Annotated in this window: 24 protein-coding genes; 9 read left to right on the forward strand and 15 right to left on the reverse strand. The window is 62.5% G+C overall.

Annotation, left to right across the window (positions count from 1 at the left end; genetic code table 11):
* Positions 1 to 348: 348 nt before the first annotated feature.
* From B0G73_RS01115 to B0G73_RS01135, 5 genes are all read right to left on the reverse strand, one after another.
* On the reverse strand, positions 349 to 1,110 hold the full coding sequence (locus tag B0G73_RS01115; protein ID WP_106277102.1) for a 3-oxoacyl-ACP reductase: 762 nt from the start codon (positions 1,108 to 1,110) through the stop codon (positions 349 to 351).
* Positions 1,111 to 1,894: 784 nt separating this feature from the next.
* Positions 1,895 to 3,364, reverse strand: coding sequence for a hypothetical protein (locus B0G73_RS40340; RefSeq protein ID WP_181196473.1), 1,470 nt, complete (start codon positions 3,362 to 3,364; stop codon positions 1,895 to 1,897).
* Positions 3,365 to 3,778: 414 nt separating this feature from the next.
* Complete coding sequence (locus tag B0G73_RS01125; RefSeq protein WP_106277104.1) at positions 3,779 to 4,282, reverse strand: hypothetical protein; 504 nt, start codon at positions 4,280 to 4,282, stop codon at positions 3,779 to 3,781.
* 267 nt (positions 4,283 to 4,549) lie between these two features.
* Positions 4,550 to 5,209 carry a ligase-associated DNA damage response endonuclease PdeM gene (gene pdeM / locus B0G73_RS01130; RefSeq protein ID WP_106277106.1) on the reverse strand — a complete coding sequence of 220 codons (660 nt, stop codon included), beginning with the start codon at positions 5,207 to 5,209 and terminating at the stop codon, positions 4,550 to 4,552.
* Complete coding sequence (locus B0G73_RS01135; protein WP_106277108.1) at positions 5,206 to 7,851, reverse strand: ligase-associated DNA damage response DEXH box helicase; 2,646 nt, start codon at positions 7,849 to 7,851, stop codon at positions 5,206 to 5,208. The genes pdeM and B0G73_RS01135 overlap by 4 nt, the downstream gene beginning before the upstream one ends.
* A gap of 218 nt (positions 7,852 to 8,069) precedes the next feature.
* Between B0G73_RS01135 and B0G73_RS01140 the strand changes: the two genes are divergently transcribed.
* The 3 genes from B0G73_RS01140 (at position 8,070) to B0G73_RS01150 (ending at position 9,905) form a co-directional block, all read left to right on the forward strand.
* Positions 8,070 to 8,945 (forward strand): carbon-nitrogen hydrolase family protein, encoded by an 876-nt coding sequence (locus B0G73_RS01140; RefSeq protein ID WP_106277109.1) that lies wholly within the window; start codon positions 8,070 to 8,072, stop codon positions 8,943 to 8,945.
* Positions 8,942 to 9,343, forward strand: a complete 402-nt coding sequence (locus B0G73_RS01145; protein WP_106277111.1) for an FKBP-type peptidyl-prolyl cis-trans isomerase — start codon at positions 8,942 to 8,944, stop codon at positions 9,341 to 9,343. The genes B0G73_RS01140 and B0G73_RS01145 overlap by 4 nt, the downstream gene beginning before the upstream one ends.
* A gap of 100 nt (positions 9,344 to 9,443) precedes the next feature.
* Positions 9,444 to 9,905, forward strand: coding sequence for a DUF488 family protein (locus B0G73_RS01150; protein ID WP_106277113.1), 462 nt, complete (start codon positions 9,444 to 9,446; stop codon positions 9,903 to 9,905).
* Between the two features lie 48 nt (positions 9,906 to 9,953).
* Here the strand turns inward: B0G73_RS01150 and B0G73_RS01155 are convergent, their stop codons facing one another.
* Positions 9,954 to 10,184: a DUF2964 family protein gene (locus B0G73_RS01155; RefSeq protein WP_106277115.1), complete on the reverse strand. Its 231-nt coding sequence runs from the start codon at positions 10,182 to 10,184 to the stop codon at positions 9,954 to 9,956.
* Positions 10,185 to 10,526: 342 nt separating this feature from the next.
* Between B0G73_RS01155 and B0G73_RS01160 the strand changes: the two genes are divergently transcribed.
* A complete protein-coding gene (locus tag B0G73_RS01160) occupies positions 10,527 to 11,600 on the forward strand; it encodes a DUF6765 family protein (RefSeq protein WP_106277117.1) in 1,074 nt (357 codons plus the stop codon).
* 27 nt (positions 11,601 to 11,627) lie between these two features.
* Here B0G73_RS01160 and B0G73_RS01165 read toward each other — a convergent pair whose 3' ends face one another.
* Together B0G73_RS01165 and B0G73_RS01170 are read right to left on the reverse strand one after the other, a co-directional pair.
* On the reverse strand, positions 11,628 to 11,864 hold the full coding sequence (locus B0G73_RS01165) for a hypothetical protein (RefSeq protein ID WP_106277119.1): 237 nt from the start codon (positions 11,862 to 11,864) through the stop codon (positions 11,628 to 11,630).
* A 56-nt stretch (positions 11,865 to 11,920) separates the two neighbouring features.
* Positions 11,921 to 12,226, reverse strand: coding sequence for a hypothetical protein (locus tag B0G73_RS01170; RefSeq protein WP_106277121.1), 306 nt, complete (start codon positions 12,224 to 12,226; stop codon positions 11,921 to 11,923).
* Positions 12,227 to 12,809: 583 nt separating this feature from the next.
* Here B0G73_RS01170 and B0G73_RS01175 point away from each other — a divergent pair.
* From B0G73_RS01175 to cls, 3 genes are all read left to right on the forward strand, one after another.
* Complete coding sequence (locus B0G73_RS01175; RefSeq protein WP_106277123.1) at positions 12,810 to 13,649, forward strand: H-NS family nucleoid-associated regulatory protein; 840 nt, start codon at positions 12,810 to 12,812, stop codon at positions 13,647 to 13,649.
* Between the two features lie 22 nt (positions 13,650 to 13,671).
* A complete protein-coding gene (locus B0G73_RS01180) occupies positions 13,672 to 14,157 on the forward strand; it encodes a hypothetical protein (RefSeq protein WP_106277124.1) in 486 nt (161 codons plus the stop codon).
* Positions 14,158 to 14,304: 147 nt separating this feature from the next.
* Positions 14,305 to 15,567 (forward strand): cardiolipin synthase, encoded by a 1,263-nt coding sequence (cls, locus tag B0G73_RS01185; RefSeq protein ID WP_106277126.1) that lies wholly within the window; start codon positions 14,305 to 14,307, stop codon positions 15,565 to 15,567.
* A 12-nt stretch (positions 15,568 to 15,579) separates the two neighbouring features.
* Here the strand turns inward: cls and B0G73_RS01190 are convergent, their stop codons facing one another.
* From B0G73_RS01190 to B0G73_RS01220, 7 genes are all read right to left on the reverse strand, one after another.
* Positions 15,580 to 16,536 (reverse strand): hypothetical protein, encoded by a 957-nt coding sequence (locus tag B0G73_RS01190; RefSeq protein ID WP_258193140.1) that lies wholly within the window; start codon positions 16,534 to 16,536, stop codon positions 15,580 to 15,582.
* Complete coding sequence (locus tag B0G73_RS01195; protein ID WP_106277128.1) at positions 16,530 to 17,324, reverse strand: MetQ/NlpA family lipoprotein; 795 nt, start codon at positions 17,322 to 17,324, stop codon at positions 16,530 to 16,532. Before B0G73_RS01195 ends, B0G73_RS01190 begins: the two co-directional genes overlap by 7 nt.
* Complete coding sequence (locus tag B0G73_RS01200) at positions 17,321 to 18,406, reverse strand: formylglycine-generating enzyme family protein (RefSeq protein WP_106277130.1); 1,086 nt, start codon at positions 18,404 to 18,406, stop codon at positions 17,321 to 17,323. The genes B0G73_RS01195 and B0G73_RS01200 overlap by 4 nt, the downstream gene beginning before the upstream one ends.
* Positions 18,407 to 18,413: 7 nt before the next feature.
* Positions 18,414 to 20,360 carry an arylsulfatase gene (locus tag B0G73_RS01205; RefSeq protein ID WP_106277687.1) on the reverse strand — a complete coding sequence of 649 codons (1,947 nt, stop codon included), beginning with the start codon at positions 20,358 to 20,360 and terminating at the stop codon, positions 18,414 to 18,416.
* Between the two features lie 157 nt (positions 20,361 to 20,517).
* The gene (locus tag B0G73_RS01210; protein WP_106277132.1) at positions 20,518 to 21,066 is read right to left on the reverse strand and encodes a hypothetical protein; all 549 of its coding nucleotides are present in this window, start codon (positions 21,064 to 21,066) and stop codon (positions 20,518 to 20,520) included.
* A 112-nt stretch (positions 21,067 to 21,178) separates the two neighbouring features.
* Positions 21,179 to 21,826 (reverse strand): response regulator transcription factor, encoded by a 648-nt coding sequence (locus B0G73_RS01215; protein ID WP_106277134.1) that lies wholly within the window; start codon positions 21,824 to 21,826, stop codon positions 21,179 to 21,181.
* Between the two features lie 2 nt (positions 21,827 to 21,828).
* Positions 21,829 to 23,238 carry a cache domain-containing protein gene (locus tag B0G73_RS01220; protein WP_106277136.1) on the reverse strand — a complete coding sequence of 470 codons (1,410 nt, stop codon included), beginning with the start codon at positions 23,236 to 23,238 and terminating at the stop codon, positions 21,829 to 21,831.
* Positions 23,239 to 23,494: 256 nt separating this feature from the next.
* On the opposite strand from B0G73_RS01220, the gene B0G73_RS01225 reads away from it, so the two are divergent.
* Positions 23,495 to 23,692 carry a DUF3311 domain-containing protein gene (locus tag B0G73_RS01225; protein WP_012426370.1) on the forward strand — a complete coding sequence of 66 codons (198 nt, stop codon included), beginning with the start codon at positions 23,495 to 23,497 and terminating at the stop codon, positions 23,690 to 23,692.
* Positions 23,689 to 25,170, forward strand: coding sequence for a monocarboxylate uptake permease MctP (mctP, locus tag B0G73_RS01230; protein ID WP_106277138.1), 1,482 nt, complete (start codon positions 23,689 to 23,691; stop codon positions 25,168 to 25,170). Before B0G73_RS01225 ends, mctP begins: the two co-directional genes overlap by 4 nt.
* Positions 25,171 to 25,174 lie beyond the last annotated feature (4 nt).

The raw sequence follows: 25,174 nt of genomic DNA on the forward strand, positions 1-25,174 counted from the left end.
AATCTCCTGAGATAGTGGGAGAGATTCGCAGAACACTATTCAGCTGACCAAAGCAAATTGGAAGTGTCCTGAAGGCTTGTTTGCGTCCAGTAAACGAGCCTGCCTTCTGAAGTCAAACGAAGGTAAACCCGCGTTTTTTTACCGATTGAGTGCGCGGGCTGGCGCGGCAAGCTTGCGGGAGCCTTGACGGTGGCGAAGACCCGCCCGGTGCCACGGATGGTGGAAATGCTTCGGACAAAGATACTGCGGGAATGTGTTGGGTGCGCCGCTGCGTGGTGGGTGCGCAGCGACACTTCCCGGTCCGGCTCGCTCGCGCGTGGGAGCGCGAGCGAGTGTTCAGCAGATCGCCTAGCTCTTTACGAGGCCGCCGTCGACGATCAGATTCTGGCCGGTCACCGCGCGTGACCATGGCGACAGGAAGAACAAAACCGCATCCGCGAATTCTTCCGGCGTCGTGACGCGGCGCACTGGCGTGGAGCTCGCGATCAGGTCGAAGACGAATTCCGGCGTGGCCGCGCTCGCGTCGGTGGTGCGCAGCAGTCCGCCCGACACCATGTTCACCGTGATGCCGTCCGGACCGAGGTCGTGCGCAGCGGTGCGCGTGAGCGACAACAGCGCCGCCTTGGCCGCCGTGTAGTCGTGATAGGGAACGACGGGGTTCTGAAACAGATTGGTGCCCACGTTGACGATGCGGCCGAACCCACGCGAACGCATGCCGGTAACGGCCGCCTGAATCGTGTTGAGCGCGCCTTTGAGCGAGCCGTCGAGTTGCTGCTGGAAACGCGCCCAGGCGATGGAATCGATTTTCGGGCGAGCATCGCCATCGAACCGGAAGTCGGCCAGCGCGTTGTTGACCACCGACACGATGGGTTGGCCGGTTTGCAACTGCGCTTTGTCAAACAGGCGCGCGACGGCGGCCGCGTCCGTGACGTCCGCTCGAAGTGGCAGCACCCGATTGCCGAATTCCTCTTTCAGTGCGAGCGCCGATGTTTCGCTGTTGCGATAGTTGACGACCACACTCGCACCTTCGCGCAGCAGTGCGCGCGTGATCGCCGCGCCGAGTCCGCGAGCGCCCCCCGTAACCAGCACCCATTGTTCGGATAGAAGCATCTTTTTCCTGTTATCGATGGAGTTGCGATGCTCGTATTGTCGCCCGAATCGGAATTCGCATCCGGTCCGTGCGATGGCGCATATATCGCTAACGAATTCATAAAGGGAGTGGTCGTGAGTTTGCGAGGCAGTCGGAATGCGCTGCGGGCCGAATGTTTTATACCGCGAGCAGGGCGGCTGGTCCGATGACGGACTGCTTTTATTCACGCGACGGCCTTATGCGTTGTCGAAGCGCGGGGGCGATCATGGCGCTGGGCAAATAGTACGAGTTGCGCCGTCTGTGTGATTGCACTCACTCCTGCATGGGCAACTTCTGTTTTGTGTTCGGATGCACACGTATGTGAAGCATTCGAACCATGGTTGCATGGTTAGTCTGATCACGCGGATTAAAGAAAACGTAAAAAAATAATAGTTTGTACTGCGTATCTATGGACGGTAACTCTCTCCTATTTATAAAGCTGGCAATTGACGATCTCTGACAGTTCAGCTGCGCAATTCATCGTAAAAACCGTGGCGATATCGCACTGCGTGGGGTAACGCACGGTCGCTGAATGGCTCTGCGCATAACTTCAACGTCCATCAGGCCCAGCTGTGCGTTTTCAAAACCGGGGTTCGCGCACAGCCAGTTGTCCTCTCTCGAATCACGTTGAATCGGACCGGGGTTTTCCGTGCGAGAGATGCCGAAAGTCATGTGGTTTTAGCGTGACGCGAGGCGGTGACGACCGGGCGTTGAGGTTTCATTTTTAACAGTGAACAGAGATTCGCTTGTTACCAGGGCCGGTCGCTAAAAGCATATAGTTAGGAGAATGAAATGAAAAAGCAAAACGGGGACGCACTGGTGCTGGGGACGCGCCGGGCGGTATTCGCAGTTGCTGTGAGTCTGTATGCGGCGATGGCGGGTGCGCAAACTGATCCGTCCGCGTCGGCCGCGCCGTCGGTCAGTTCGAACGTGATGATGTTGGCGCAGGCGTTGCCGGATGATTGTGCGGGCACGCCCGGCTGCATCCGGCAAAGCAGAAGCCTCGTGATGCCTGGTGGAAGTGGCTTCGCCGCGGGTGGGGTGGGGGCGGTAGCGGCCGGGGGCACGCAAAGCGGCGGCGGGACTTCGTCGACCGGGACGGCTACTGCGGGCAATAGCGGCGGGAGTGGTTCGGGCTCGTCGGGACTGGGTTCCGGGAGTACAGGGAGCGGCAGTGGTAACGGCGGAACCGGCACCGGCGCCGGAGGTGATGGCGGTAACGGCGGCGGCACCGGCGGCACCGGAGGCACCGGCGGGGATGGCGGTGACGGCGGCAGTGGAGGTGACGGTGGCGACGGTGGCGACGGCGGCCACGGTCATGGGCACCACGGTCATCATGGCCACCACGGCGATGGCGGTCATCATGGTGACGGCGGCCATGGCCACGGCCATGGCGGCGACGGTGATGGAGACGGCGGCCATGGTGATGGTGGTCACGGCGACGGTGGCCATGGTCATGGAGATGGTGGTCACGGCGACGGTGGCCATGGCCATGGCGATGGCGGTCACGGAGATGGCGGTCATGGTCACGGTGACGGCGGCCATGGTGAAGGCGGCCACGGTGACGGTGGCCATGGCGATGGTGGCCATGGTGACGGCGGTCATGGTGAAGGCGGTCACGGTGACGGTGGCCATGGTGACGGCGGTCATGGTGACGGTGGCCATGGCGATGGTGGCCATGGTGACGGTGGCCATGGTGAAGGCGGTCATGGTGACGGTGGCCATGGCGATGGTGGCCATGGCGATGGTGGCCATGGTGAAGGCGGTCATGGTGACGGTGGCCATGGTGACGGCGGTCATGGTGAAGGCGGTCATGGCGACGGCGGCCACGGAGATGGCGGTCATGGCGACGGCGGCCATGGAGATGGCGGTCATGGCAACGGCGGTCATGGTGAAGGCGGTCACGGCGATGGCGGTCATGGCGACGGTGGCCATGGAGAAGGCGGCCACGGAGATGGTGGCCATGGAGAAGGCGGCCACGGAGATGGCGGCCATGGCGACGGCGGCCACGGAGATGGCGGTCATGGCGACGGTGGCCATGGCGACGGCGCTCACGGTGAAGGTGGTCATGGAGACGGCGCTCACGGCGATGGCGGCAAGGGCGGGAACGGTCATGGTGACGGCGGTCATGGCAACGGTGGCCATGGAGAAGGCGGTCACGGTGACGGCGGCAATAGCGGAAACGGTCCTGGCGCGGGCGGTCCCGGCAATGGTGGTCACGGCGACGGTGGTCACGGCGACGGCGGCAAGGGCGGAAGCGGTGCCGGCGTAGGTGGGTCGGGCAATGGCGGTCCCGGCGCAGGCGGCCCGGGCAATGGCGGCAAAGGCGGCGGCGGTCCCGGCGCGGGTGGCTCGGGCAACGGCGGTCCCGGCGCAGGAAGCCCCGGCAACGGCGGCAACGGTGGCTCCGGCAACGGCGGCAAAGGCGGCGGCGGTGCCGGCGCGGGTGGCTCGGGCAACGGTGGTCCTGGCGCAGGCGGCCCCGGCAACGGTGGCAACGGTGGCTCCGGCAATGGCGGCAAAGGCGGCGGCGGTCCCGGCGCGGGTGGCTCGGGCAACGGTGGTCCTGGCGCAGGCGGCCCGGGCAATGGCGGCAACGGTGGCTCCGGTAACGGTGGCAAAGGCGGCGGCGGTCCTGGCGCAGGTGGCTCAGGCAACGGTGGTCCGGGCAACGGCGGCAACGGTGGCTCCGGCAACGGCGGTAAGGGCGGCGGTGGTACTGGCGCGGGTGGCTCGGGCAACGGCGGTCCTGGCGCAGGCGGCCCAGGCAACGGCGGTAACGGTGGCTCCGGCAACGGCGGCAAAGGCGGCGGTGGTCCTGGCGCAGGTGGCCCGGGCAACGGTGGTCCTGGCGCAGGCGGTCCAGGCAACGGCGGCAAGGGCGGCAGCGGTCCCGGCGCGGGCGGCCCCGGTAATGGCGGCAACGGCGGTCCCGGCGCGGGCGGCCCCGGCAATGGCGGCAACGGCGGTCCAGGTAACGGCGGCAAGGGCAACGGTGGTCCTGGCGCAGGTGGCCCCGGCAACGGCGGCCCCGGCGCAGGCGGCCCAGGCAACGGCGGCAACGGCGGTCCCGGCGCAGGTGGCCACGGTCACGGCGGCGACGGCGGCAAGGGCGGAAATGGCCCCGGCGCGGGCAACGGAGGCCAAGGCCATGGTGGCGGCTTCGGCGGCGGCTTTGGCTCAGGCCACGGCGGCGGCTTCGGCGGCGGCTTTGGAGGCCACGGCGGCGGCTACGGCGGTGGCGGCGGAGGCCACGGCGGCGGCAACCACTAACGGAGCGACGTTCCTTCATCGCACGGAGGCCGGGAGACCGGCCTCCCTACCGATGCCAAACGGGGCGAGCGAACGACCATCGTCCGCTCGCTCCCATCTTCATCCTCGGCAAACTAATCGCTCAAAAAACCAGTACGAAATCCCGCGTCACACCACTTCAATCACCCTCTCCTGCACCACCAGAAAAACCTTCTCCCCAGCGACACGACCGTCCTCTCGCGTCCCTCCAGTAAAGCTCCCGAACGCAGGCAACACGCCGCCCGCCCTCCCGAACCGGAAACACGGAACCCGTACCGAATCGTTGCGCGTCGCTATCCGATACACCGGATGCACATGCCCCGCGAGCGCATACGCACCTTCAACCTGCTGCGGGTAATGACACAGCGCCCACGGCCCGACACGCCAGGGCTCCTGAACATACTCGACGTCGAGCGTCGCCGGTAGCGCGCCCGCATGGCGGTCGTGATTGCCTTCGACCAGCACGACCCGCAACCGCGCATGCCGCGCGCGCCAGACGTGCAATGCGTCGAGTGTCTCGGCGGCGTGCGCCTCGCGCGCATGCAGCAGGTCGCCGAGAAACACCAGCATGGCCGGTTCGAACTCGGCGATCAGAATATCCAGCCGCATCAGGTTGTCGGCGGTTGAACCGATCGGCACCGGAACGCCGCGTGCGCGAAACACGGCGTCCTTGCCGAAATGCGCATCGGCGACGAACAGACAACGCAGCACCGGATCGAACGCCGCGCGCAAGCTCGACAGCACGAGAGGATGCCCGGCAATCTCCACTGCCAACGAAGCTGGCCTCATGTGCGGGCCGCCTTCTCGAGTTCGGCCAGCATCCGCTCGACGCGATCCGCGAGCTTCTCCGTGCTGACTTTTTCCCGCAGGCGTCCGACAATCAGCGGAAACGCGAACGGCGTCGGCTTTTTCGGCCGCGTGACGACCACGCGGCTCGCGTTCATGCGTTCGAGCGCAATGCGAATGCGGTGGGCGTCTAGTTCCTGCAGAAGCACTTCATCGTCGGCCTGATTGAGCAACAGATTGCCGCGATCGTGATTGCGAAAGATTTCGTAGAAGAGACCACTCGACGCCTGCAGTTGCCGCGCGCTTTTCTGCTGCCCTGGATGCCCCTGAAACACCAGCCCCGACACGCGCGCAATCTCGCGAAAACGCCGCATCGAGAGTTCGGAGGAATTGAGGCTGGCGAGAATGTCGTGATCCAGTTCGTTTGGCGAGAGCAATCCGCTTTCGAGTTGCGCTGCCCAATCGAATGGTTGCGCGGACAACAGCTCGAAACCGTAGTCGTTCATCGAAATAGAAAACGTACCGGGTTTTTCGCGCGCGACGCGCCATGCCAGCAGCGCGCCCAAACCGATATGCGCCGTGCGCCCGGCAAATGGATAGCAAAAGAAGTGGTGCCCTTCGCGCGATTTCACCAACTCGACCACCAGCACGCCCGGCTCGGGCAAGGCCGACCACTTCTGCTGCAATTCGAGCAGCGGCCGCACGGCGCGCATTTCGGGTTCGTCGTAGATGCCGGCTGCGGCGCGTGCGAGCATCGTCAGCGTGGCGTCCGCGAGTTCGGACGAAAGCGGCATACGGCTGCCCGCCCATTGCGGCATGGCTCCGCGCGACAAGGTCGCGCGCCGCACCCGCGCGGTCATATCCTGTACGCGGATCAATTCGAGTGCACGTCCGCCGAAAGTAAAAATATCGCCCGGTTTCAGCCGTGAAATGAACGATTCCTCGATCGCGCCGATCCGGCCGCCGGCAAGATAAGCGACATTCAACGTGCCGTTCGCGACGATGGTGCCGATATTGTTGCGATGCCTGCGCACCAGATCCTCGCGCGGCACGCGGTACAAGCCGTCGCTTTCGCGCACCACGCGATGATAGTCGGGATACGCGCGCAACGCCGTGCCGCCGCCTTCGACGAAGCCGAGCGCCCAGTCGAACTCCGCCTGCGTCAGTTGACGGTAGGCATAGGTGCTGCGAATTTCGCCGTACAGTTCGCGCGCCTCGAAACCGCCGCCGATCGCCACGGTGACGAGATGCTGCACCAGCACGTCGAACGGTTTTTCAGGCGTTTCGCGGCCTTCTATCTGACGCTTCTCGACGGCTTCGCGCGCGGCGGCGGCCTCGACCAGTTCGAGCGCATGCGTGGGCACGATCGTGACACGCGACGGCCGCCCCGGCGCGTGACCCGAACGGCCCGCGCGCTGCATCAAACGCGCGACGCCCTTGGGCGAGCCAATCTGAAACACGCGCTCCACGGGCAGAAAGTCGACGCCCAGATCGAGGCTCGATGTGCACACCACCACTTTCAACAAGCCGCTCTTGAGGCCACGCTCGACCCATTCGCGCACTTCCTGATCGAGCGAGCCGTGATGCAGCGCGATCAGGCCGGCCCATTCGGGCCGCGCTTCGAGCAGTGCCTGATACCAGACTTCGCATTGCGAGCGCGTATTGGTAAAGACGAGCGAGGTCTGAGCCTCGCCGATCGCCTCGGCCACGGCGTCGACCTGGCGCATGCCCACATGACCGCCCCACGGAAACCGCTCAATGGTCTCCGGGATCACCGTATCGACGATCAGTGCTTTCGGCAGCGCGCCATGCACGCTCACGCGCGGCGTCTTCACGGACGCGAGCAGAACATCGGCGGCGAAAGACAGATTGCCGAGCGTCGCCGACAAACCCCATACCTGTACTTCAGGACGCCAATGCGCGAGACGCGCGAGCGCGAGTTGCGTCTGCGTGCCGCGCTTGTTGCCGAGCAGCTCATGCCATTCGTCGACGATCACCAGTTGCACGTGTGCAAGCACATCGCGCGCATCGGGGCGAGTGAGGATGAGCGAGAGACTTTCCGGCGTTGTGACCAGTGCCGACGGCATGCGCCGGTTCTGCCGCGCGCGCTCGGCCGACGACGTGTCGCCGGTGCGCAAGCCGACGCTCCACGGCACGGCCAGTTCCGCCGCCGAACTTTGCAACGCGCGGGCGGTGTCCGCGGCGAGCGCGCGCATCGGTGTGATCCACAGCACTGTGAGCGGCTCCGGGTGCGTGCGGGGCGTACTGCGTTTTCGCGCGCTTGACGTGGCTGCGAAGGCGGCCAGTGCGCCGAACCAGACGGCCCATGTTTTGCCGGCGCCGGTCGTGGCATGCAGCAAACCGCTCGCGCCGCGGCCGATTTCCTGCCAGACCTCGCGTTGAAATTCAAATGGTTGCCAACGGCGCGCCTCGAACCATTCGGCGAGTTTTTCGGAAAACGGGCGCTGCGCAGTGGCTTCGTCGATGGAAAAGGGCAGCGGCTCGAAGGCTGGTTCGCGCGCGTCGAGCCGCGCCTGCTGCTCACGGCTGCGCGGAATCCGGCGCGGCCGGGGCGCGCGGCGTCGCTCCGGCACAGCGGAAGACGCGGGGACTGTGGTCTCGTCGGAGTCAGCCGGCTCGGTCATCGAAAACGCTCTTTAGCATCGGATTCGTGTGTCGGCGAACAAATCGAAGGAGGGGATTTCCTATGTGGACCGCTAAACCGCTCAGGTGGTTCACCTCGAATCTTCGCACTTACATGCGGCGTGCCGCTCATGTTTAAATGCCGGGGCATTGCCTGCCGCGATCCAAGGTCGAACGCGGGCAGTCATAACGCAGCAGTCCTTTCATCACGGAGCGCACGTTGAATCACACACAGGCATTGCTGCCGCAAACCTCATTGCGAATCGCGGCTGCACAGGCGCAACCGGTGTGCGGCGACGTCGGGGCCAACATCGCCAGAACGGTCGAATTGACCGCTCTGGCCGCCGACGCCGGCGCAAAACTGGTGGTTTTTCCCGAGAAATTCCTGACCGGCTACGAACCCGACATGATCGCCGGCGATCCTGCGAAATACGCTTTCGATGCACACGACGCGCGGCTCGAACCGATTCGGGCCATCTGCCGGCAGCGTGAAATCGCGGTCATCGTCGGCGCGGCGACGCGCGGCGAGGGCGGCCTGCATATCTCTTCGCTCGTATTCAGCCGTACCGGCGCGCAGCTCGATTCGTATCACAAGCAATACCTGTACAGCAGCGAGACAAAGATCTATCGCCCGGGCACGCAAGGCCGCATGCTCGAACTCGACGGATGGCGTCTCGCACTCGGCGTGTGCTACGACTCGGGCTTTGCGGAGCATGCGCGGCATGCGGCGGTCAACGGCGCGCACGCGTATCTGGTGAGCGCACTCTTCAGCGTGCAGACCGGCTACCATCAGTCGCGCATCTGGTTTCCCGCGCGGGCCTTCGACAATACCGTGTACGCGTTGCTGTCGAATCATGTCGGCACCACCGGCGGCTGGGCCACGTGCGGCGCGAGCGCGATCTGGAGCCCGTCTGGCGACGTCATCGTGGAAGCGAGCCGCGAGCGTGAAGAAGTGATTTCCGCGCTACTCGATCCGGCCGTGCTGGCCGACGTCCGCGAACGCGAGACAGTGCTCGCGGACTTTCGCGCGCGCAGCGAGGCGCCTCATGCGATCCGTTACAATGAGGCGCACCACCCATCTGGAGACTCGCTTTGAAATCTATCGTTGCATTGGTCGCAGCTGCTCTTCTGTCTTCGACGGCAATGGCCGCCGCGCCCACCACCGAAAAACTGCCTTCCGGCGTCGTGGTCGAACACCTCACGCAAGGCACAGGAGCCCAACCGGTTGCCGAAGATGTCGTGAAGGTCAACTATCGCGGCACGCTCGCGAACGGTACTGAGTTCGATAGCTCGGCGAAACACGGTGGCCCGGCCACGTTCCCGCTGAATCGCGTGATTCCGTGCTGGACGCAAGGCGTGCAGAAGATGAAAGTGGGCGGCAAGGCCAAACTGACCTGCCCGGCAGCGACCGCTTACGGTGATCGCGGCGTCGGCGTGATTCCGCCGAATAGCGATCTGACCTTCGAGGTCGAACTGGTCGGCATCGTCAAATAAGCAGCACGACGTGAACTGAGACTGAGCCCCGCTCCGAATTTCGCAGCGGGGCTTTTCTTTTTCCGGGCACTGCGTCTGCCCACTGCCAGGTACTCCCGCAATGAAGCGCGAAAACAATCCCGTACAGGTGGCCAGCATCGGATTTACCGGCAAGACGGCCCAGCAATTTTTCGATCTGCTGAAAAACGCCGAGGTGCGGACGGTGCTCGACATTCGCCTGAGCAACACGTCGCAACTGGCCGGCTTCGCGAAGAAACAGGATTTGCCTTTCTTTCTCGACAAGTTGTGCGGCGCCGCTTACCAGGAAATGCCTGAGCTGGCTCCGGAACCCGACTTGTTCAAGCGCTATAAGGCCAACGAACTGACGTGGGACGAGTTCTCCGCGGCTTACATCGAGTTGATCGCCGGACGCCGGGTGGAAAGCAATCTGGAGGTCGATCTATTTCGCTCGGCGTGCCTGCTTTGCAGTGAACATTTACCTCACCATTGCCACCGGCGGCTGGCGCTCGAGTACCTGAACTCGCATTGGAATAGCCGCCTGAAAATTACCCACCTGTCGTAACTGCCCGTTCGATAGCGGCGTCTTTGCGCAACTGGAGAACGCCGGATTTCACTCGGACGGCGCGAAAAGCATCGAGATATAAACGATCGTGGAGACGACCGTAATGCCGACTCCGATGAAAACTTTGGTGCGATTGAATTCAAGTCCGCCGTTAATGGCCACGCAGATGCCCACCACGGACGCCAGGGTGCCGATCGTGGCCAGCAAGACGTGAAGCTTGCTGCGTATCAGCTTGCGCCGTTCCGGACTGGCGCCTTCTTTCCACTTGTCGAGTTTCACGGGGATTGTCCTTTGCGTTAGCGTGTACTGAGCCCGAAGGTTTGGACGGGAGAGCGGTGCGGTCCGGCTATGCCCTTTCGCATTACGAATGGTTTCCAATGGCACACAGCATAGCCGAGCCGCCGGACAGTGCAAATAATAAAAGCGGAAAGATTGTTGCAAGTCTATTTGGCGGCGCGCGCGCGTAGCGGACTCGGCCCGAAACAGGGCAGCGAGCGGTTTTTTTAAAGTCCTGGTGCGTTCGGTCGTCTACTATCTACTCACGCGCCGACACGGCATCCCCCTCGCTGCTCAGTCCAGAATCCCCCCGTCGTCATTCGTCGCGCTTCAGGAGCGCCAGCCATGAATATCGACTTTCACTACGGTGTCATCTATATTGCCGCCCGCGTGGCGGGAATGCCGGCCGAGCACGCGATCACCGTGGCGCACGCCTGCCAATATGTGGACGATGCGACGACCGCGGGCATATTACGCTTCAAGGGCGGCGAGACGTTCGAACGCTTCGCCACCGCCCACAAGTTGTTCGATTACGCCACCACGGAGGACGACAAGAACCGGCTGGTGTGGACGCCCTTTCATTTTCTGCCGGCGGCCGAGGGCTCGACGTTGCACGAGAAGGCCGTGTGCCGGCCGGATAGCGCGGTCGCGCGTGAGGTGGTGCGGCGCGCCATCCTGCGCCGGGACACCGAAACGGGACTGCATCGCCTGGGCGTGACGCTTCACACGTATGTCGATACATGGGCGCATCAGGGGTTCGCCGGGATCGAAAGTCCGTGGAATCGGGTTCATCTGCTGGAAGCTCAGGACTGCACCCGCAAAGGCTGGTTCGCCAAACTCAGACTCGCTAGCGAGCACCTGCTCGAACACATCGAGGAGGATGTGCTGACCGTCGCGCTGCCGGTCGGTCACGGTGCTGCCTTGCACTATCCTGACCAGCCGTGGGCGAAATGGCATTACATCGACGGTAGAAACGAGTTCGTCCAGCGACACAATCTGCCGGATTTCGTGCAGGCGGCCGAAATGGCGTGCCGCGCGATGCGTGCCTATCTGGCGGGTCGGCAAGACTTCGAGAACCTGCCCGGTATGCCGGACGATGTGACAGACGTGCTCACGAACCTGCTCAATACGAACCGGCTCGAGGACGACAACGATCGCTTGCGGCACATTTGCCGCGTCGTGAAGGCGGGCGGCATTCCGGGTTTGAAAGAGTCGATTCCGGACTATGTGCCAAAAGGTCCCGGCTCCTGGAAGTACATGGCCACCGGTTTGATGTTCGGCGACGATACCGGCGAGAAGCCCGAGTGGACGAACGCTTTTGAGAAAAGCGATTACCGTCTATTTCACGACGCGGTCAAACAGCACCGCTTCGTGACCACGCAGGAGATTCTGCCCACGCACGGATTGCGAATCGCCTGAACGGGGCGCGAGCGCCCCGAACCCGGGTTATTGCAATCTGGCCTGCTGACGTTGCGCAGCCTGTTCTTCCGCATGCTTTTTGGCCATATGCCGGCCGACCAGGCAGCCGCCGACCGCGCCGACCACCGCGTGATGTCCGGCATAGTGTCCCGCCACCCCGCCTACAACTGCCCCCTTCATGCAGCCGGCCGCGTTTGCCGTGCCGACCGCAGCCGAAGTGAGCGCCACCGCCGCGAGGGCGGTTCTGATGTAACCAGCTTTCATCTGAAAAGTACCGTGCAATTAAGAGGGGTTCTAACATGGCGCTATACGGCGTCATTTCAATAGCCATTCCAGTGCCGTTCACGCCATTCATGTTCGCGCCAGTGCTCGCGGCGCCATTCGCGTTCGCGCCATTCACGACGTTCGCGCCATTCGCGTGCGTGCCAGTCACCGTAGCCGTAGCCGTCGCCGCCGTAAACAACCGGCACCGGAGCCGGGCCCCGCGCGACATAAACGGGCGGCGGCGGTGCAACCACGCCGACTGGAATACCGACTCCGACCGCCACATCCACGTGTGCCGAGGCTGCCGACGATGCCGCCAGCACTGCCAGACCGAATACCGCGCCGATGATCTTCTTGTTCATTTGCCTTCTCCTTGCATATCGAAGTGCGGTGCTTCCGATTGCCTCAGGTTCACCCTTGCGGGTTTTCCAGAGCTTTGCGTCGAGTTACGGTTTGGAGTGTAGAAGGGCGGTCCGGACACAGGTGAAACAGCGCTGCGAGATTGGTAACGCGGGGTTACGACGCTGCCGGATAGCGCATTGCCTCTCGGGAAGCCCGCGTCTTATGGCTAAAAAAGTGTTTTTATAAGAGCGGGTGGACGCGCGAACGTACTCAGGCAATAAAAAATGTACTACTGCCCTTTGAATCTCCTAATGCTTGCCTATAGTAGAAGCGGCTCTTGCCGCGATGCACGGGGGCTGCCTTTCAGTGCGACACAGTGCCGTCGTCGATCGCCGGCCAGGAATTGGAAAGACAGTAAAAGGGAAGGGAGAGTGGCAAAGAAAAAAGTCAGAAAAGTGTGGCAACGAAGTAAAGAACCCGAAAAGTTCGTACTCCACCGAATGCATGATCGACTCAGAGCCGTGTTTTTATAGTCACGCCGATCTGCCTTTCTCGCGTCATTCGTGGCATAGTTTGATCGATTACCACATAAGGAGCAATCAAATGCCCACATTAGAGCAAATCCAGGCAAAGCTTAAAAAGCTTCAGGCGCAAGCTGACGTCCTTCTGGCCAGGAAAGCGCAAGTCGCGGTCGACCAGATTCGTGATCTGATGCTCAAGCATGGCCTGACTACCGCGGATATCGAAGCCAAGGCAAAAGCCCGGCGCGCCGCGAGAGGCTTGAACGGCGGTGGCAAGGCGAAAGCCGTGAGCTCCGGTAAGTCACTGGCAAAGTACCGCGACCATAAAACCGGCGCGACCTGGACGGGCCATGGCCGCGCGCCGGGTTGGATTGCCGGCGTGAAAGATCGCGCGCAGTTCCTGATCGAAGGCGCGAGCGAGCTGAAGTCGGCGGCGAAGAGTGCTGTCACCCAGGCGAAAGGCAGCAAAGGTCAGCCGAAAGGCGCGCAACCGCCCAAGTACATCAATCCGAAAACAGGCGCGACCTGGAGCGGCCGCGGCCCGGCGCCGGCATGGCTTGCCACCGTCAAGGACCGCACCCGATTCCTGATCGATAGCGCCTCGGCAACTGTGGCGGATGCGGGTCACAAAGCCGCGAAGAAGGCCGGCAAAGTGAAATCGGCGGCAACTAGCGGCGTAGTGAGCAAGAAAGCCGCAGCCCGAAAAGTCGTGGCAAAGAAAGCAGGCGCGGCCAAAAAGACGGTTGCAAAGAAAGCCACTGCGGCAACTAAAAAAGTAGCAGCAAAGAAGGGCGCGGCGAAGAAGAGCGTCGTGGCCAAGGCAGCCAGGAAAGCACCGGTTCGCAAGGCCGCGGCCAAAAGAACCGTCGCTACGAGTGCCGCAGCTACGCCCGCAGCAGCGCCGGCGTCAGCCGGCGCATGAGCGCAACCGAGTCGTAAAGTAGATGACCCGTACGCTTGACTCAACCCAGCAGGAAGACGAGGTCGTCCTGCTGGACTCCGTTCCTTATCCGGCAGAAGATGCCGCCGAACCCTTTATCGTCGCGAGTGACCGCCGGGTCATTCTCTCTTATCCGATCGCGGAGTCCGACTTCGAGCGGTTCGGACCATTCGATCCCGACGACGATCCATTTTGCGCAGTGCTATTTCCGGACGCCGTATTTCATCGTCTGGGTCCGCCCGGCGACGCCGATCTCGAGATTCACCCGCTCGCCTCGCAGGGTCTCGCCGGCTATTCGGTTCATGAAGTCATGAATTCGTCGCTGGTCACGGAGCTTGCGGCGGTGGCATCGACAAGTCCCGCGCTGCGCCATTTCGTCATCACGTTTCAGGCCTCCACATTCGAATGCGTGGCGTCGGACTATACAGTGGTCGGTGTCTACGGCGCGGGCGAAATAGCCAGCCGGGAAGCGTTCTCACTAGTCAGGTAACGGGATGGAGTAGCAAGGTGCGGGCCTGCATTGGGCACGCGCAATGCGTCCTGCGTTCGTCGTAAAGGCCGGGCCGAGGTCCGGAATGTTCGTCAAACCGCAGGACGCGCACGCGACACGTCCCGCCTATTAGCATCGAGGCCACGCATGCTGACGATTCCGATTACTGCTTTCGTCACGCTCGTCATCATCCTGGTGATTGCCAATTTATCGAGCGGCGAGAAGAAGATCGAGCATAAGATCGATCGCCTTTACGCGAGCGACGATCCGCAATTCCTTCGCTCAATGGGTTTGCTGCTTGGGCCGCCGGTCATTTCGGGCAATCGCTTCGAGATGCTGCTGAACGGCGACCGCATTTTTCCTTCGATGCTGGAAGGCATCCGTTCCGCACGTCGAACGATTACATTTGAAACTTTTATCTATTGGTCCGGCGAGATTGGCGAGCAGTTTGCGCAGGCGCTCGCGGACAAAGCGCGCGAGGGCATCGCGGTGCATGTGCTGCTCGACTGGGTCGGTTCGTCGAAAATGGATAAGCGCTATTTGGATATGCTTCGCGATGCCGGCGCGGAAGTGATTCAGTATCACAAGCCCCATTGGACCGGTCTGGGCCGCATGAACGATCGCACGCACCGCAAACTGCTAGTGATCGACGGCCATATCGGCTTTACGGGTGGTGTGGGTATTGCGCCGGAGTGGACCGGCCACGCCCAGGATGAAAAGCATTGGCGCGATACGCATTTCCGCGTGGAGGGTCCGGTGGTTGGCCATATGCAGGCTGTATTCATGGACAACTGGGTCAAGGCAACCGGTAATGTGCTGCACGGCCCAGCCTATTTTCCCGCTGTCGAGCCAATGGGCGACGGCCTCGCGCATATGTTTAGCAGCTCGCCCTCGGGCGGCAGCGACGACATGCAGTTAATGTATCTGATGGCGATCACGGCGGCGACGCACTCCATTCATCTGGCGAGTGCCTATTTCGTTCCTGACAAGCTGACCATTAACGCGATCGTCGAGGCGGCGAAACGCGGCGTGAAAGTGCGGATCATCATGCCCGGCAAACGGATCGACACGCATACCGTGCGGGAAGCATCGCGCGCGTGCTGGGGCGATCTGCTCAGAGCGGGCGTGGAAATGTACGAGTATCAGCCCACCATGTTTCACTGCAAATTGCTGGTGGTGGACGAATACCTGGTTTCAGTCGGCTCGACCAATTTCGATAACCGTTCGTTCAAGCTCAACGACGAAGCGAATCTGAATATTTACGACCGCGACTTCGCCAGGCAGCAGACCGCCGCTTTCGCCGACGATATAAAGAAGTCGCAACAGATCACGCTCGAAGCATGGATGCATCGGCCATTTACGGAAAAGCTGATCGAGAAGTTTGTCCCGCTGCTGGATTCGCAGCTCTGACGAATCTTCTGATTACCGACCTGCGCCAGAGAGATAGGCTTCGATAGGTGATAGAGAAGAGGGCGCGCCGCTCTCCACTTCCATGGCAGGAAGCGGTGTGCCAAGAAGCGCTTTTGCACGTTGATATGCAAGAGCGAATCCGCGCAATTCCTGTGTCACGGGACGATCGTCCAGGCGGCGTCGCAACAGCGCTTGCTCGATACTGCGGTCGATCAGCGCAAGTTGACTGTCGACATAGTCGACGCATAACTGTCGGCAACGCGACGAAGTACTCGCTACGGCCAATAGCGCCGGCACAATCGAAATCGTCAGAAAGCCGCCGGCCGGAATGCGCGCCAACGCGGCCGGCGAGTCGAACAGGTCTTTGCGGAGCGATTCGAATACGGTACGGCCCCACACCTCGCGTTCTCTTTCGAGCGCGCGGCGGCGGCGCGCCAAAGCCTCCGTCGCATTCGCGTCTTTTATCTCGCCTTCCGCGGTCATTAGTACGGCGTCCGCGCGCTCACCTTCCTGAATGCAATCGGTGTCGAGGTACACGGCACTCTGATTGCGTCCAGCTAGCACGAGATGTTGCAACGTATCCGGTACGAGCGGATCAAGTGGCACCACTTCGCACGTGACCGGCTTGCCATTCAGATGGATGGCGCAGCGTCCGTCGTCAGCGAGTGCGGGGCAGCGTGCCAGTGAAGGGTAATCGTAGCCCTGCGTCATGATGCTGAAGACGTCGCCGGTTCGATAGAGCAGCATGTCAGCGATCGAATCGAAGGCGGCGATATCGGCCTCGTCGAGCACGGTTTCATGCCGACCCACGCGCAATCGCTCACCCACGCGCCTGTGCGGCACGCGGCCGATCGCAATACAGCCGATGAACCGGTCGCGATGCAGGAACAACTCGGGCAGCGCCATGGCCGGCGGACTATTGCAGCATCTGCCGCACGCCGTGCACGCGAACGAGAAAGCGTTCACCACGGCCGTCGCACCGAGTCCTGATAGCGCGTCAGAATGAAATGCGCGACGTCGAGCGAATGGTAAGCGGCCACCAGTTGCGCAACCCAAGGCTGAGTGCGGTCGGCGTCTCGCACCGTCAACACGTTGGCGTAGGGCGAGCGCGCATCTTCGAGACCGAGGCTATCGCGCGCCGGGTAAAGACCCGCGCGCGCCGCGTCGTCGCTATCGATCACGGCGAAGGCCACGCTGTTCAGCGTGTCGACCAGACGTGCGCGCGGCACCTGGCGGATCTTCAGATTCAGCCGGTTGCTCGTGATGTCGGCGAGAGTCGCGTGAAGGCCGGGCGTGTCCCTGAAAGTCAGCAGCGTGAAGTTCTGCAGCAGGATCAGGGCGCGCGCAGTGCCTTCCCGGTCGTCAGGAATCGCGATCGTCGCGCCGCGTTGCAACTGGCCGAGATTCGTCAGTTTGCGTGAGTACAAGGCGATGGGAAACGTCACGGTGGTGGCGACGCTCGTCAGCGCAAAGCTGTGCTGTTTGCGCTGTGTTTCGAAGCGTGGCTCGTCCTCGCAACTCGCCGCATCGATCTGCTTCGCGGCGAGCGCGGCGTCGATATGTTCGGGCTGATCGAATACGACCACGTCCAGCGTGAGGCCGCGACTGGCCGCGACGCGGCGCACTTCGTCCATGATCTCGGCATGCGCGCCCGGACTCACACCCACTTTGATGACTTGCGGCGCGGCGGCTTGCACGTGCTGAACCATCGAAGCAGCGACCAGCAGCGCCGCCGTCACGAATCGCCGAGCCGTCATGACGCGTCCCTTAGCACCGTGCGAAAACCGATATGCGACGCCGGCAAATCCGCTTCCTGCTGTTCGCGCGACGCCGCCCGATAGCGCACGCAATAGTCGCGCGAGCACAGGAACGAGCCGCCTTTGATGACCATCGGCGTGTCGTGTTTGCGGCTGAGCGGCGCGACCGCCGCGGTGTCACCGTTGGTGTGCGACTGGTGCGGACCCGTGTAGACATCCCTGGTCCACTCCCATGCATTGCCGATCATGTCGTAGAGTTTAAAGTCGTTGGCGGCATAGCAGCCGACGGGCGCGAGACCGACGTGACCGTCCTCATTCGTATTGAGCACGGGGAACACACCTTGCCAGTAATTCGCGCTCGGTTTGCCGTGTTCGTCGCGCGGTGCGGCGTCTAGGTCCGCACCTTCGCGGCCTGCTTTGCCCGCGTATTCCCACTCGGCCTCCGTGGGCAGATCGCGGCCCAGCCAGCGCGCGTAGGCGAGCGCGTCGGCTTGCGTGACCATCGTCACGGGCTGATTCAGGCGGCCTTCGAGCGTGCTGCCGGGACCGGTCGGATGATTCCATGCGGCGCCTTTCACCCATGTCCACCATGCGAGATCGCGCGCGTTCATCTCGTCGCGTGTCGGCGAGTGAAACACCACGGCGCCACCCTGGCGCTCCGAATCGCTGACGTAGCCCGTCGCCTTCACGAACGCTGCGAACTGCGCATTCGTCACATCGGTCTGATCGATCCAGAAACCGGCGACGCGCGTCTTGCCGTCGCCGGCGGGACGCTCGTCTTCGTAACCGAGCTTGCTGCCGAATACGAAGTCGCCGCCACGCAGGTGCACCATGCCGGCTTTCGGATCGTCGCGCCAACGCGAGGGTAAGCCGGCGTAGCGCTCGCATTGCTGCTCGGAGCCGAGTGCGGCCAACGGGCGCGACGTGTTGAGTTCATCGAACGCGCCATGTCTGCCAACGCCGCTAAAGACCGCCGAAGCGGCCGTCGCAGCGGTAAAAGCGGCGGCGAACGCGACCGTGGCGATCGCGGCGTAGATGCTGTACAACGCCGCGTTGCTCTTCAACCTGAATCTGACGGTCATTGCGTGCTCAGTAGTAACCGTGCGGACGCAACGGTTCCACGCCGCCGACGCTGCTCATATAGTTGTTCCACTGCTGCACGAGACCGTCGATCACCGAGGGATTCTGCGTCGATACGTCCTGCGTTTCGCCACGGTCGGCGCTCATGTCGAACAGTTGCCAGTGACCGTCCACGGGGCCGAGCGGCGGTTCCGTCCACAACGCTTTCCAGCGGCCGTCGGCGCTGCGCAGATAGCCGCGGCCATAGGCTTCGTCGCCGAACGATGCGGTATGCACCGCGCTTGTCGCCTGATCGTTCAACAGCGGCAGCAGCGACTGCCCGGTGACCGGATACACGTAGCGGTTGTTGTAGACCACCTTGCCCTTGTTTTGATCGACGCCGGTCAGCGTATTGATGAGCGGCGGCGCGGCCTGCGTGGGCGGCGAGATCTGTGCGACGGCGAGGAACGTCGCGGTATTGTCAGTGACGTGCGTGAAGTCGCGCAGCGTCGGCTTCTGCGTGGTCTGACCCGGCAGATGGACGATCAACGGCGTGGACACGCCGCCTTCGCCCGAGTAACCCTTCGTCAGACGGAACGGTGTGGCGCTGACTTCGGCCCAGCGCAAACCGTATTGCAGACGTTGTGCGTTCTGCTTGCCGTTGTCGGTGCCGAGTGCGGAGTAAACCGGATCGGCGGCGTTGGCGGTGTCGGTCGCGGTCGGGTCGGCGCCGGAGTCGATCGGCCAGCCTTCCGCGCCGTTGTCCGACTGGAACATGATGAAGGTGTTGTCGTACTCGCCGATATCCTTCAGGTGCTGGATCAGCAGGCCAATGTTGTGATCGAGATTCTCGACCATGCCCGCGTAGATTTCCATATATCGCGCCTGGGCTTTCTTCTCGGCGGGCGTGAGGCTCGCCCACGTCTTGTTCACCGTGCCCGCGCCATAGTCGGTATAGCCTTGCGCCGCGCTATGCACGGCGCTCACGTACTTCGCGTTCACCGTGCCGTTGTTCGCCGTGGCCGCGGTGGCGACGAGCGTTTCCGATGCGCCGCCGTACGGCACGAAGTCGTTCGGAATGATGCCGAGCGCTTTTTGCCGCGCAATGCGCGCGTTGCGGATCGCGTCGTAACCGGCGTCGTATTTGCCGGCGTAGTTGTGCAGATAAGGCTCGGGTACTTGCAGCGGCCAGTGCGGCGACGTGTAGGCTGCGTAGGCGAAAAACGGCTTGCCGTCGCCCTTGTTCGAATCGATGTACGAGATCAGACGCTGCGTATAAAAGTCGGTCGAATAGAACACTGCGGGGCTGCCGCCCGCGCCGCCCGGTTGTCCCGGCTGACCGGGCTGCACGTATTTGCCGTCTTCGGTGTAGTTCCGCGAGTTCGCGGGTTCGTGCGCGAAGTGATTGGTCGCGGCGCCGCCAAGCAATGCATAGCTATGTTCGAAGCCCCATTGGTCGGGCGTTTGTCCGCCGCCCGTCGTGCTGCCGACGATGCCCGAGCCGATATGCCATTTGCCGGCCATGTACGTGTGATAACCGCCGTCCTTCAACAGTTGCGCAACGGAGAGCGCGCGATCGTTCAGATAGCCTTCATAGCCCGGCAGTCCTTTGCGTTCATCGGTCGGCACGCCCATGGTGCCTTCGCCGACCAGATGGTGATCGGTGCCGGAGATCAGCATGGAACGCGTGATCGCGCAGACCGTGCCCGTATGGTGATTCGTCAGGATGCGGCCCGATTGCACTAGCGCGTCCAAATTGGGCGTATTGATTTCGCCGCCGAACGCGTGGATGTCGGAATAGCCGAGGTCGTCGGCCATGATGTACAGAATGTTCGGGCGTTTCTGGGCGACTACGGGTGTGGGCGTCGGGCCGGGCAGATTGTCGTCGCCGCAGGAGGCGAGAGCGATGAGACTGGCGACGGCGGCGCCGATCATGCGAGGACGAAAAGAAGGGCGCTGCGATCGTTGTGTTGTCATTGTTGTGCGGACCGGATATGTCGGGCCGCCGATGGTAGCAATGACGCAGAACGCCCAAAGTTCAATTTCTGCGTTGCTTTGTTCGATTGCCGATATAGGCATTGCAGCGTGATAACGGGTATCAGCCAAGCGCCGCATTTAGCCTTTGAGCGTAAACCTAGTTGCCTGGATCGAGCACGGGCTTGTCCGGATTCGCAAGCGTTTTGTAGGGGAGTTGTACGGCGTGCGGATTGGTGACGGTATCGTCAATCACACGCTCGACGTCCGCGGTTTTCGCGAGTTCGGTGAGGAAGCTCTGCTTGTCGAAGCCCGGCGCAACGCAGCCTTCCACGTAGATGAAGCGGCGTTGCAGCGTCAGCCAGAGCGTCGACTGTTCGCGCCAGTGCGTGGCGAAATTGATGTTGGTGAGGCGACGCTGCACGGCCTCGGCGATTTCCACGTCGTACAGATAGGCGTTCGATAAGCGGCAGCGGCCTTCCACCCAGCAACTATTGCCGCGTTCGATCCGGTAATGGCTGTCGTCGAGCCATTCTTTCTCGGTTTCGAGCGGCCCCAATGGCACCGGACAATCGCCGATTGCTTTGGAGATCTGAAAGAACGGATCGTGGCCGCGATTGACGCGCGCCGGTTCGGCGTGGGCGTGAATAGCAGTTGCGGCGAAACAGATCAGCAGACTCGCTAGCCGCAATGGGATCGTGCGTTTCATCCTCATCAGCTCCATGTGTTGGGCGTTGAGTAGAGTAGACGGAACGATAGCAGTGGTTGAGTGTATGCAGCGCCGATTATGCGACGATCGCCGATCTGCATCAGTCAGGTCTTCACCGGTTCGTGCGCCGGTTTTCGACAGCGAACTTGATCAACTCGGCCTGGCCTTCAATATCGAGCTTGCGTTTCAGATTCAGCCGATGCGTTTCCACCGTACGCACGGAGAGATCGTTGCGCTGGGCGATCTGCTTACTCGACAGCCCTTCGGCAAGCGCATCGAGAATGTCGCGCTCGCGCGGCGTGAGCCGTTCGACAGGCGACTGCATCGCCGAAGCCTGAATCAGACGTGCGCCGAGTCCCGCGCTGAAAAACTGTTTGCCTTCGAGCACCGCGCCAATGGCCTGGATGATTTCGGTGGAGGGCGAGTCCTTCAGCACGTAGCCGCTCGCGCCCGCGCGCACGGCCTGCGTCACGTACTCGAGATTGTCGTGCATGGACAGCATGAGCACGCGAATTGCCGGGAAGCGCTCGTGAAACATGCCGGCCAGCGCGATGCCGCTCATTCCGTTCATGCCTACATCCATCAGCACGAGCTGGGGCTCCGCGCTCGCGGCAAGGGCGAGCGCTTCCTGCGCATTGCCCGCTTCGCCGACCACTTCGAGGTTGCGCACCGCTTCGAGCCGCGCGCGCAAACCGTCGCGCACGAGCGGATGATCGTCGACGAGAATCAGACGGGCGATAGCGGGTGAGGCGTCGTTCATGATCAGGTTTCCTGCAAGGCCGGCAATGCCGGCTCGGTCGATCCCAGTGGCACGCGCGCGGTGACCAGCGTGTGGCCGGCTTGTGAGCTAAGCGACAGTGTGCCGCCCAGCGCTTCGAGCCGCTCGCGCATGTTGCGCAGACCCACGCCCGAGCGCCGGCCGACAAACACATGCGTCACGTCGAAACCGCGCCCGTTGTCCGCGATGTTCAGCGTGACCGCGTCGTTCGATATTTCCAGCGCGAGCGCCGCGCTCGACGCGTGCGCGTGGCGCACGATATTCGTCAACGCTTCCTGGGCGATCCGGAACAGCACGGTGTTGACGGCGTCGGGCAAAGTCGCCGCGTGCGTGTGCGCGATCTGCGTGAAGCCGATCTCGATGCCCGACTGCTCGCTGAGTTCGCGCGAGAGTTGTTCCAGCGCGGCCGCCACGCCGAGATCGTCCAGCATCGACGGACGCAGCGCGTGAGAAATGCGCCGCACTTCGCGCAAGGTATCGCCAAGCCGCGTGAGACTGGTGGTGAGTGCGGCCTCTGCCGCGGGCACGCGCACTTCGCTGCGCTCGAAGCGCGCCAGCGCGGATTCGAGCAGCAGCTTCACGGAGACCATCATCTGGCTGATGCCGTCGTGCAATTCACGCGACAGGCGTGCCCGTTCGTTTTCCTGCGACTCCACCACCTGCTGCGCGAGCCGTTTCAGCTTGGCATCCGCGCTGCGGTATTCGGTGACGTTGAGCACGAGCGCGCACAGCGCGATCACGGCGAGTCCGGCAACGGCGATCGCGTCGATCCATTTCATCGTACGATCGATGTTGGCGGCCGCGCGTTCGTCGATACGCGCAAGCGTGTTATCCACGTCGTCGAGATAGATGCCGGTGCCGATCATCCAGCCCCAGCGCTGCAGCGGCACGACGTAGCCGAGTTTCGACGCCACCTTGCCCGTCGACGGACGATGCCACAGATAGCGTACATACCCGCCGCCGCGCGAGGCCGCGGCGAGCAGTTGCTGAATGGTCAGCGTGCCTTGCGGATCGCGCAGTTCCCACAGGTCGCGCCCGACGAGGTCCGGCTCGCGCGGATGCATCAACGAACGGCCGTGCATGTCGTAGACGAAGAAGTAGCCGTCCGTGCCGAAGTCCATTTTCTGCAGCACGTCGAGCGCGCGTGCGCGCAGCGTCGCGTCGTCGCGCGCATTGTCCTGGCCGGCGTCATAGAGCGGCGCGATCGCGGTGGTGGCGAGCTCGACGTAATGCTTGAGTTCGATCTCCTTGCTGGCCATATACGCGGCCTGCGTGCTCGCGTGTTGCGTCTCGGCGAGCGCCGTGGCCTGCCGTTGCACACCCACTTCGATGCTCGCGATGGCGGCCAGGAAGGGCACGATCGCCAGCAGGACAATCTTGGCTTTCAGTTTCATCGTTGAAAAGACGGCTGACCGGCTACGTAGTAGTACGTAGCCGGCTTACGTAGTTGCGCGCTTGTGAGGACGCTCACGAAGGCGAATACTACATCCCCACGGCATAGTGCGCCTTGCAGGCGGCTGCGCCCACCGTCGCGCGCGTCGCGTGGCGTAATAAGCACCCGGTTTGCCGGCTCATACCCGCTAACCGGTTTCCGCGCGCCGGACCACGAGTCGTGGCGCGTGGCGTCAATAATAGACTTAGGAGACGATTGTGGAGACATCCCAACCTGCCGGCCGTTCATGGCTATGGCTGATCCTGCTGCTTCCGTACATCGCACTGCTGTGGCTGCCGTTCTATAACGACACGCGTCCGTCGTTCGCGGGCTTTCCTTTCTTCTACTGGTATCAGTTCTTGTGGGTGCCGTTGACCTCGCTACTGATTTACGCCGTGTACCGAGGTGTCAAATGAGCGACGTCAATCCTGTGAATCCGGTTGCGATGACCGTCTTTATCGCGTTCTTCGTTCTCGTCACCGTGATCGGCTTCTTTGCCGCGCGCTGGAAACGGGGCGACCTGACGCAATTGCACGAGTGGGGCCTGGGCGGCCGCCAGTTCGGCACAGTCATTTCATGGTTCCTCGTGGGCGGCGACTTCTATACCGCCTATACGGTGATCGCAGTGCCCGCGCTGGTCTATTCGGTCGGTGCGTATGGCTTCTTTGCGTTGCCGTACACGATCATCGTTTATCCGTTCGTGTTCGCCGTGATGCCGAAACTGTGGAAGATCGCTCACGCGAAAAACCACATCACGGCAGCGGACTACGTGCAGGGCGAATACGGCGGGAAGTGGTTCCCGGCGGCCATCGCGATTACCGGCATTGTTGCGACCATGCCGTATATCGCGCTGCAACTGGTGGGCATGCAGGTCGTGATCAAGGGGCTCGGCGTGACCGGCGAGATGCCGCTGATCGTCGCCTTCGTGATCCTCGCGTTGTATACGTATGCCAGCGGCCTGCGCGCGCCGGCCATGATCGCGTTCGTCAAGGACATCATGATCTACATCGTGGTGATCGCGGCGGTGTGGCTGATTCCGGCCAAGCTCGGCGGCTATGCGCATGTGTTCGACGCGGCCGATACGTATTTCAAGGCCAAGGGCGGCGCGACCGGCATCATTCTGAAGCCGACGCAATTCACCGCGTATGCGTCGCTGGCTTTGGGCTCGGCGCTGGCGGCGTTCATGTATCCGCATACGATGACGGCGGTGCTGTCGTCCTCGTCGGCGAATACGGTGCGCAAGAATGCGATCTTCCTGCCGGCGTATACGCTGCTGCTCGGTCTGATCGCGTTGCTCGGCTATATGGCGATTGCGGCCGGCGTGCATGTGAAGTCGGCCTCGGACATGGTGCCGGCGCTGTTCAACACGCTGTTCCCGTCGTGGTTCGTCGGCTTCGCGGCGGCGGCGATTGCGATCAGCGCGCTGGTGCCCGCGGCGATCATGTCGATCGGCGCGGCCAATCTGTTCACGCGCAATTTGTGGCGTCCGCTCGTTTCGCCGAATATCTCGCCGGAAGGCGAGGCTTCCACCGCGAAGATCGTCTCGCTGGTCGTGAAGTTCGGCGCGCTGCTGTTCATCGTGTTCCTGCCGACGCAGTACGCGATCGACCTGCAACTGCTGGGCGGCGTGTGGATTCTGCAGATCTTCCCGGCAATCGTGTTCTCGTTGTACACGCGTCGTTTGAATACGCCGGGCCTGTTCCTCGGCTGGCTGGCCGGGATCGTGCTCGGAACCGGGCTGGCGATTTCGCAAGGCCTCAAGCCGGTGTACGCCCTGCATTTCGGCGATGCGGTCTATCCGGTGTATATCGGGCTGATCGCACTGACGGTCAATATCGTCGTGAGCTTCGTCGTGTCGGTTCTGTCGCCGCGCAGGGTGGTGGCCGCGGCCTGAACGA

Source organism: Paraburkholderia sp. BL25I1N1 (assembly GCF_003002025.1).
Lineage (GTDB): Bacteria > Pseudomonadota > Gammaproteobacteria > Burkholderiales > Burkholderiaceae > Paraburkholderia.

Excerpts from the sequence above, each read along its gene's own strand:
- B0G73_RS01115 (WP_106277102.1), bottom strand. The coding sequence starts at position 1,110 with ATGCTTCTATCCGAACAATGGGTGCTGGTTACGGGGGGCGCTCGCGGA.
- B0G73_RS01125 (WP_106277104.1), bottom strand. The coding sequence starts at position 4,282 with ATGGCCTTGGCCTCCGTTGCCCGCGCCGGGGCCATTTCCGCCCTTGCC.
- pdeM (WP_106277106.1), bottom strand. The coding sequence starts at position 5,209 with ATGAGGCCAGCTTCGTTGGCAGTGGAGATTGCCGGGCATCCTCTCGTG.
- B0G73_RS01135 (WP_106277108.1), bottom strand. The coding sequence starts at position 7,851 with ATGACCGAGCCGGCTGACTCCGACGAGACCACAGTCCCCGCGTCTTCC.
- B0G73_RS01150 (WP_106277113.1), top strand. The coding sequence starts at position 9,444 with ATGAAGCGCGAAAACAATCCCGTACAGGTGGCCAGCATCGGATTTACC.
- B0G73_RS01160 (WP_106277117.1), top strand. The coding sequence starts at position 10,527 with ATGAATATCGACTTTCACTACGGTGTCATCTATATTGCCGCCCGCGTG.
- B0G73_RS01165 (WP_106277119.1), bottom strand. The coding sequence starts at position 11,864 with ATGAAAGCTGGTTACATCAGAACCGCCCTCGCGGCGGTGGCGCTCACT.
- B0G73_RS01170 (WP_106277121.1), bottom strand. The coding sequence starts at position 12,226 with ATGAACAAGAAGATCATCGGCGCGGTATTCGGTCTGGCAGTGCTGGCG.
- B0G73_RS01175 (WP_106277123.1), top strand. The coding sequence starts at position 12,810 with ATGCCCACATTAGAGCAAATCCAGGCAAAGCTTAAAAAGCTTCAGGCG.
- B0G73_RS01180 (WP_106277124.1), top strand. The coding sequence starts at position 13,672 with ATGACCCGTACGCTTGACTCAACCCAGCAGGAAGACGAGGTCGTCCTG.
- cls (WP_106277126.1), top strand. The coding sequence starts at position 14,305 with ATGCTGACGATTCCGATTACTGCTTTCGTCACGCTCGTCATCATCCTG.
- B0G73_RS01195 (WP_106277128.1), bottom strand. The coding sequence starts at position 17,324 with ATGACGGCTCGGCGATTCGTGACGGCGGCGCTGCTGGTCGCTGCTTCG.
- B0G73_RS01200 (WP_106277130.1), bottom strand. The coding sequence starts at position 18,406 with ATGACCGTCAGATTCAGGTTGAAGAGCAACGCGGCGTTGTACAGCATC.
- B0G73_RS01205 (WP_106277687.1), bottom strand. The coding sequence starts at position 20,360 with ATGACAACACAACGATCGCAGCGCCCTTCTTTTCGTCCTCGCATGATC.
- B0G73_RS01210 (WP_106277132.1), bottom strand. The coding sequence starts at position 21,066 with ATGAAACGCACGATCCCATTGCGGCTAGCGAGTCTGCTGATCTGTTTC.
- B0G73_RS01215 (WP_106277134.1), bottom strand. The coding sequence starts at position 21,826 with ATGAACGACGCCTCACCCGCTATCGCCCGTCTGATTCTCGTCGACGAT.
- B0G73_RS01220 (WP_106277136.1), bottom strand. The coding sequence starts at position 23,238 with ATGAAACTGAAAGCCAAGATTGTCCTGCTGGCGATCGTGCCCTTCCTG.
- mctP (WP_106277138.1), top strand. The coding sequence starts at position 23,689 with ATGAGCGACGTCAATCCTGTGAATCCGGTTGCGATGACCGTCTTTATC.